This is a genomic window from Kingella kingae ATCC 23330 (genome assembly GCF_900111845.1).
GTDB lineage: Bacteria > Pseudomonadota > Gammaproteobacteria > Burkholderiales > Neisseriaceae > Kingella > Kingella kingae.
The window spans coordinates 68083-75638 of sequence record NZ_FOJK01000002.1 but is presented as its reverse complement, the minus strand read 5'-3'; the positions used below and the strand labels follow the sequence as shown (position 1 = coordinate 75638).

General features: G+C 44.6%; 4 protein-coding genes. 2 read left to right on the top strand and 2 right to left on the bottom strand.

Features of this window, described 5'->3' with window-relative positions; genetic code table 11:
* Nucleotides 1-18: 18 nt before the first annotated feature.
* Together BQ5809_RS00665 and BQ5809_RS10100 are read right to left on the bottom strand one after the other, a co-directional pair.
* A complete protein-coding gene (locus tag BQ5809_RS00665; protein WP_111694396.1) occupies nucleotides 19-450 on the bottom strand; it encodes a transposase in 432 nt (143 codons plus the stop codon).
* On the bottom strand, nucleotides 347-610 hold the full coding sequence (locus BQ5809_RS10100; RefSeq protein WP_071461654.1) for a transposase: 264 nt from the start codon (nucleotides 608-610) through the stop codon (nucleotides 347-349). Before BQ5809_RS10100 ends, BQ5809_RS00665 begins: the two co-directional genes overlap by 104 nt.
* Before the next feature lie 240 nt (nucleotides 611-850).
* Here BQ5809_RS10100 and BQ5809_RS00660 point away from each other — a divergent pair, with 240 nt between their 5' ends.
* Both BQ5809_RS00660 and mnmG read left to right on the top strand, forming a co-directional pair.
* Nucleotides 851-5350 carry a pilus assembly protein gene (locus tag BQ5809_RS00660; protein WP_003787260.1) on the top strand — a complete coding sequence of 1500 codons (4500 nt, stop codon included), beginning with the start codon at nucleotides 851-853 and terminating at the stop codon, nucleotides 5348-5350.
* A 305-nt stretch (nucleotides 5351-5655) separates the two neighbouring features.
* Nucleotides 5656-7542 (top strand): tRNA uridine-5-carboxymethylaminomethyl(34) synthesis enzyme MnmG, encoded by a 1887-nt coding sequence (gene mnmG, locus BQ5809_RS00655; RefSeq protein WP_019389758.1) that lies wholly within the window; start codon nucleotides 5656-5658, stop codon nucleotides 7540-7542.
* The last annotated feature ends 14 nt before the right edge of the window (nucleotides 7543-7556 follow it).

Sequence of the window (7556 nt, the reverse complement as noted above, 5' to 3'; positions counted from 1 at the left end):
ACCTGTATTCACAAACAACTATTTGATAAATTTTAATATTTGTGAAATATACCCTAGTTTAACAAAATTTTCAGCAGATAAATTCGTCTGCTCAAAATCTTTTGCTAAACGTCGAGACCAACCTAACCATGCAAACGTTCGTTCTACAATCCAACGTTTGGGCAGAATATGCCAAGAAATATCTTGAATTCTCTTTGAAATCTCAACAGTTAAACCCAATTGCTCTGATACTTCACGCTCAAATGTATTCCGATAACCTGCGTCTGCACAGAAACCTTTTAAACTCGGATAGGTCTCAAACGCTTTTTTTGCTACAAAAATACCTGCTTTGCTTGTTTTTGATGGATTAAACGTTTTTTTGAACCAATGCCAAAAGAATTCTATCCCATAAGCCTGATTGATTGGCTCTGCGATAGAAACTCCATACGGTTGAATAAGGTGGAAAATCATTGGGCAGCATACGCCACTGGCAACCTGTTTTGGTCATGTACAAAACGGCATTCACTAATTGACGTTTATCCCATTTGTAGTGGCGTAGCTGGTTAAAATATGGCTCAATCGCTTGCCATTGGGCATCTGTTAAGTCTGTTGGGTAGGATTTTCTAGTCATAAAGATATTTTATCATTTTTGTGAATACAGGTTCAAAAAAACCAAGCAGCCTGCATTTAAAAATAAGATTTGCATAGAAAATATGCTAAAATAACGCCACTTAAGATTAAGTGGAAAAGATATTGCTTAATCAATCTTTAACCCTTAAAAATGCACGATTTGGTTTGCTATAACCCAGATAAATCAAAGAAAAGCATATTTAAACATTTTAATTCAACATTCTATCAAGGAGCGTCATAAATGAAGCCAGCAAGCAAAAAGCGCATTTCAACGCAACTGCGCCAGCTCAATAAAATGCTGTGGGTAGCCTTTCCTTTGCTATCCTTGCCTTTTTATGCCCAAGCAGAAAACAATACCCAGTTTTCTAATTCATCATTAACAGGTATTCAAAAAACCTACGGACCAAACGTAACATTGGCTTTGTCGGTGGAGTTTCCAACTGCAGGTGCGGCGTATTCTACAGCAACCGAATTTACTGATGCCATGATGAGCCAAACCTTTTTGGGCTATTTCGACAACACCAAATGCTATAAATACGTTGCGCCAAATGACCCAGACGGTATGAAGGCGTTTGCTGATAATGGTTATAGTCAATACAGTGGCTCGGATAATGTATCCAAGGGTAAGAATGGACCATTACTTGCGCCCGATGGTACGCGAGCGTTGGCGGGTAAACGGCGCCCATGGATAGTCTATTATGATGGACGCAGACTCAGTATTCCGGATTCAGTACGCAGCAACAATATGCTTTATGAATCAATACGACAGAAAGAATTCTTCTTGCATGATAGTATGGATGCTGGTTCGGATGATAGTATGGGTACCAGTGGTGCAGTTAATCATAGATATGAAACGAAAGAGCGAGAATATTTCCAACCAACACGAACCGCCAGTACAAGCAATGGCATGGTGGGTGTTTGTGATGGTCCAAATGAATTTAGTGGTAACTTCATGAACTGGGCAACCATGTCGGCGATTGATATTTTCCGTCAAGCGATGACAGGTGGTAACCGTGCGCTGGGTGTTGCAAAAGACACAACCGCTTATGAGGCAGGCGATACGCAAACGCAAACGTTCTTGCGCCGTGCTAATGTGGTGCGTGAACAAAATGCGCACTATATGCAGCGTACAGTGGCTTTAAGTGAAGCCAATATTAAAAAAGTCTTGCCACATGATTATGCAGTAGATAATCCTCTTTTGGCGGATCGTGGTAAGGAATTGCCAAGTAATAAGTTTTTCTTATACAAGGGTTATATTCCACACCCATACGCATATCGTATTGGGTTGAATTCAATAGGGCGGTGGGAAGAGGAAACTCAACAAACCAGCATTAAGGCAATGACAGGTAGAGTTATATTGGCGACTCGTCGCCCATTGCTTGTACGTAACTCTGGTTTTGGCGTGGATTTCCGCCGTGCTGTTTATGACGAATCACATGGGGGTTGGTATCATAAAGTGTTTAGTCGGGATAAGTGGAGTCCACACACCGATTGGTGGAGTCGTGTTACTTGGATTGGTAACATCAACGATGGTCAAAATGGTCGCTATTGGGCGCCTGTTAAATCGCGTGTAATGCCTTATCAAGTAACCGTAGAAGCGTGTGTGCCAGGCAAATTGGAAGCCAACTGCGTGCGTCAGCCATCTGGTTCGTATAAGCCAGAAGGTTTGATGCAACAAAACGCGTCAACCATGCGTTTTGCAGCATTTGGTTACGCCAATATTGCAGGTAATACCGTGAGTGGTGGTGTGTTACGTAGCCGTATGCGTTATATCGCCAATCCAAATAAAGATGGGGCAACGGCAACAGGACCAGCTGTAAAATACCAAGAAGAGATTAACCCAAAAACAGGTCAGTTCTATGTGAACCCAGACCGCAATGCAGAAGAAACAGCAGCGCAGGCATTTGTGGTTAATACAGGCGATAAAAACTTGCCATCTTCTAATTTTGACAATTCGGGCACGATTAATTATCTGAACAAGTTTGGTGATTATAACAACTACAAAACCAATGACCCTGGTGCAGAGTTGTATTACACCGCATTGCGCTATTTGCGTAATAAAGGTTTCCCAGCGTTGTACAAAACCAAGTTAGCAGAAGCGACTCGTAGCAATATTACAAGAGAGGTTCGCGATAACTTCCCATTGATTGCCGACAATTGGGATAACCCATTAAACGTGTTCAGCGACAACACTACTTTGAATGTAGCGGATAACGTGTGTCGTCCAAACTATATTATCTATATTGGTGATACCAATACCCACGCTGATGCTTCATTGCCTGGCGGTTGGAATACGTCATACGATTCCAATGTGGATGACGACCAAGACATTCATGTGCGTAACTTGATTAACGAGAAAATCAGACCAAACGAACCTAGGTTGAGTTGGTGGAATGACAACTGGGGTGCAGATGCATCACCAGGTGGTGCAATGGCGGCATTGGCGTTGTGGGGTCGAACCAACGATTTGCAGCAGAATTTTGGTAAGCGTTTAAGTAGCTTTATGATTGATACGGTTGAGGATGGTAAATTTAAATCTGAAAATAATAATTATTGGTTGGCAGCCAAATACGGTGGCTTCAACGATTTAAATAATAATGGTGTACCTGATAAAGGCGAATGGGAAGCAACTTCTGCTTCGGATAAAGTGTCGGCGTTTGAAGCACCAGCGGTGTCTAATGGTACGCCACAGAACTTTGCGGTAGCCAACAACCCAACTTCAATGGTAGCAGCATTGAACCGTGCGTTTGAAGCCACAGCCACAGCCGAAGCACCTTCTGCAACCAGCTTGGGCACAACTAGCACCAAACCTTTGTCAGAACGCGGTAAAACTATGTTGTTGCAATCCGTGTTCCGCGACGCAACCACTGTGGTAGATGGTGCGCGTGTTAAAGTAGCATCGGGCGATGTGTTGGGATTGGAAGCAACCTTAAAAGGTCATAAGTTGGAGTACGAGAAAAAATGGTCGGCTGGCGAAAAATTGCAGGCTGCATTCCATAGTTCAGATAACTGGAAAAAACGCAAAGTGTTTACTCGTGCCAGTGCCAATAGCAGTGCAGTTCGTTTGGCAGACAACAATTCTGAGGTTGCAGCAGTCGTGAATGATTCAAATGCAGTAGATTTGATTAACTACGCTTTGGGTGCGAAAACGTATGAAAATGGCAGAAAATTCCGTATTCGTCCAAATCATTTGATGGGTACAGTGATTAACTCGCCAGTAGTAACCATTCCATCACGCACAGGCAGCGTTAGCACCGTGGCAGGTAGCTGTACTTATCCTGCATCTGCCAATATTAGCTCGCGTGCAAATCGCCATGTGGTAGCAGCCAATGATGGTATGTTCTATGTGTTGAACTCGTCAGGTCAGGAAATTGCATCGTATATGCCATCAACTGCGTTGAGTCAGTTGGCACGTTATGCGTCGCCAAATTACAGCCATTTCTTTATGAATGACGGTATTGCCGCTACTTCTGAAGTATGTTTTGACACGGGTAATGGCAAGGGTGATGGCAAGGCGCATACGGTAGTAGTTGGCACAGCAGGTCGCGGTGGTAACAGCGTGTATGCGTTGGATTTGACTGACCCAACTACTTTGGAAGCCAAAGATATGCTGTGGGAATTCACAGATGCTGGTTTGGGTAAGAGCTTGTTTGCACCAATTATCACGCATGACAATACAGGCACACCTGTGGCGATTGTGAGTGGTGGTTATAACGCAAGCGAAGACACTGGTTACATCTATATTCTGAAATTGAACAAGGGTGCAAATGAACCATGGAGTGAAGATACCAACAATACTGCCCCATGGCAAAATGGTAAAAACTGGTATCGCATCAAGTTGGGTAAAGGTGGTGTAGGTGAATTGTTTGCTTACCAAACCGAAGCACGCACCGTTGCAGCTGTGTATGCAGGCGATTTAGAAGGCAAGCTGTGGAAGGTATCGCAAAATGCTGAAGGTCGCTTTGTAGCAGGTTATGTGGATAGCGCAAATAATGCGTTGCCTATCTTCAAAACAGCAGACAACACGTCTATTGTGGGTGCGCCTTTTGCACAAATCGTAGGTGGTAAAACGTATGTTGTGTTTATTACTGGTCGCTACTTCAACAAGAGCGATTTGCCTAGTACAACCAAAACAGTACAAAACTACGCATACGGCATTATCGAGAGCAAAATCGGCGATAACCGCACGCCAACTGGTAGCGGTGCATTGATTGACGATAGCACTAACTTGTTGCAACAAAGCGTGAATGAGAAAATTGTTCCAGATAGCGTGCCACAAACTGTGTTCTATACGGTTACGAATAACCAAATTACCAACCAGCATCAAGGTTGGAAGTTGAAACTGCAAAAAAACTGGCTGAGTATCGATAAGAGTGCGATTCGCGGCAAACGTGTTGCAGAGTTTAGCGCAGTGAATCCGTTGGCGACCGATGTGGCTAGTGCTGGTAATATGTGTACCGAAAACGGTTCGACTTATTCGTTGTCAGTTAATGTGTTCAATGGTGGTGTGTACAACAAACCTATCTATGACACAAACGGCGATGGTAAGTTTACCGAAGCAGATACTTTGGTATCTGTGGCTGGTCAGGCTGGTATTTTGACTCGCTTAACCGAAGTTTCTACCGAGTTCGGTCGTATTGTTGGCGGTATCAACAGTATGGGTAACATGATTCAAATGCCAAAAGACAATATTACCAGCGACCCTGTGGTGAAACGTGTATCTTGGCGCGAGATTTTCTAATCGCGATTAGCTGAAAAACAAACGGCACTTGTGTAAAAAGCAAGTGCCGTTTTTTGTCATATTTTGGTCAGACTTAAAGTGCAGGCTGCTTTTTTAGCCAAAATCGCGTAAAATCCGCTCTAATTTCTTTATAAATATAGTGGATTAAATTTAGATTAGGACAAGGCGACAACGACCGCCGTGTACAACCTAGTACATAAGGGAGTTGGCAACGCTGTACTAATCTAAATTTAATTCACTATAACATAAAGCAGCCTGCACTTTTCTGAATGCAGGCTGCTTGCAATATAAACAGGTACAAAAACATGATTTACCCAAAAACCTACGATGTGATTGTAGTCGGTGGCGGACACGCTGGCACGGAAGCCGCACTCGCCGCTGCTCGCATGGGCGCACAAACGCTATTACTCACTCACAATATTGAAACGCTCGGACAAATGTCGTGCAATCCGTCTATTGGCGGTATTGGCAAAGGGCATTTGGTGCGCGAATTGGACGCGCTCGGCGGTGCAATGGCGTTGGCGACCGATATGTCGGGCATTCAATTTCGCCATTTAAACGCCAGCAAAGGCGCAGCCGTCCGCGCCACTCGCGCCCAAGCCGACCGCATTTTGTATAAAGCAGCGATTCGCCATATGCTTGAAAATCAACCGAATTTGGAATTGTTCCAACAAGCGGTTGATGATGTTACGTTGGACGGCGACCGTATTTCGGGCGTGATTACCGCGATGGGCGTTGAGTTCAAGGCGAGAGCGGTGGTTTTGACGGCTGGTACATTTTTATCAGGCAAAATCCATATTGGTTTAAATAATTATGCTGGTGGACGCGCTGGCGACCCTGCCGCTCAATCGTTGGGCGGACGTTTGCGCGAATTGAATTTGCCACAAGGCAGACTGAAAACAGGTACGCCACCGCGTATTGACGGACGAACCATTGATTTTTCAAAATTGACTGAACAAGCAGGCGATACGCCTGTTCCCGTGTTTTCCGTGCGCGGCAATGCGGCGATGCACCCACAACAAATCTCGTGCTGGATTACCCATACCAACGAGCAAACCCACGACATTATCCGCAGTGGTTTTGACCGCAGCCCGATGTTTACAGGCAAAATTGAAGGCGTAGGGCCGCGTTATTGTCCGTCTATTGAAGACAAAATCAATCGTTTTGCCGACAAAGACAGCCACCAAATTTTCCTAGAACCCGAAGGCTTGACCACCAACGAATATTATCCGAATGGCATTTCCACCAGTTTGCCGTTTGATATTCAGATTGGCTTGGTTCGCAGTATGAAAGGCTTGGAAAACGCACATATTTTGCGAGCAGGTTATGCGATTGAATACGATTATTTTGACCCACGCAATCTCAAAGCCAGCTTGGAAACCAAAACCATTGCAGGGCTGTTTTTTGCAGGACAAATCAACGGCACAACAGGCTACGAAGAAGCCGCCGCGCAAGGCTTGTTGGCAGGCGCAAACGCGGTGCAATTTATCCGCGAACAAGACCCTTTGTTGTTGAGACGCGAACAAGCGTATTTGGGCGTGTTGGTTGATGATTTGATTACCAAAGGCGTAAACGAGCCGTATCGTATGTTTACCAGCCGTGCGGAATACCGTTTGCAGTTGCGCGAAGACAATGCGGATATGCGTTTGACGGAATTGGGCTATCAAATTGGTTTGGTGTCGGAAGAACAATGGCGAGCGTTTGATACCAAGCGCGAACAAATTGAACAAGAAATTCAGCGTTTGCGTGGCACTTGGTACACGCCACAAAAGCTGTCTGAAAGCGAACAAATGCGCGTATTTGGACAAAAATTAAGCCGTGAAGCGAATTTGCACGATTTATTGCGCCGTCCGAATTTGAATTATGCGAACTTGATGACTTTGCCCAACGCGCTGCCTGAAAATCCGTTGCCCAACAACGTGGTAGAGCAAGTGGAAATTCAAGTGAAATATCAAGGCTATATTGACCGCCAAAACGATGAAATTGCTGAACGCAAAGACATTGAAACGATGAAACTGCCAGCCGATATTGATTACGCGAAAGTGAAAGGTTTATCGGCGGAAGTCCAACAAAAACTGAACGCCCACAAACCTGAAACGCTTGGACAAGCATCACGCATTCAAGGGATTACGCCAGCGAGTGTGGCTTTGTTGATGGTACATTTGAGACGTGGGTTTAAGGACGCGAAGTAAGCATAAAAAAGCAG

What these genes read in the sequence shown, in the direction of transcription:
- BQ5809_RS00660 (WP_003787260.1), top strand. Translation starts at nt 851, where the DNA reads ATGAAGCCAGCAAGCAAAAAGCGCATTTCAACGCAACTGCGCCAGCTC.
- BQ5809_RS10100 (WP_071461654.1), bottom strand. Translation starts at nt 610, where the DNA reads ATGACTAGAAAATCCTACCCAACAGACTTAACAGATGCCCAATGGCAA.
- BQ5809_RS00665 (WP_111694396.1), bottom strand. Translation starts at nt 450, where the DNA reads ATGATTTTCCACCTTATTCAACCGTATGGAGTTTCTATCGCAGAGCCA.
- mnmG (WP_019389758.1), top strand. Translation starts at nt 5,656, where the DNA reads ATGATTTACCCAAAAACCTACGATGTGATTGTAGTCGGTGGCGGACAC.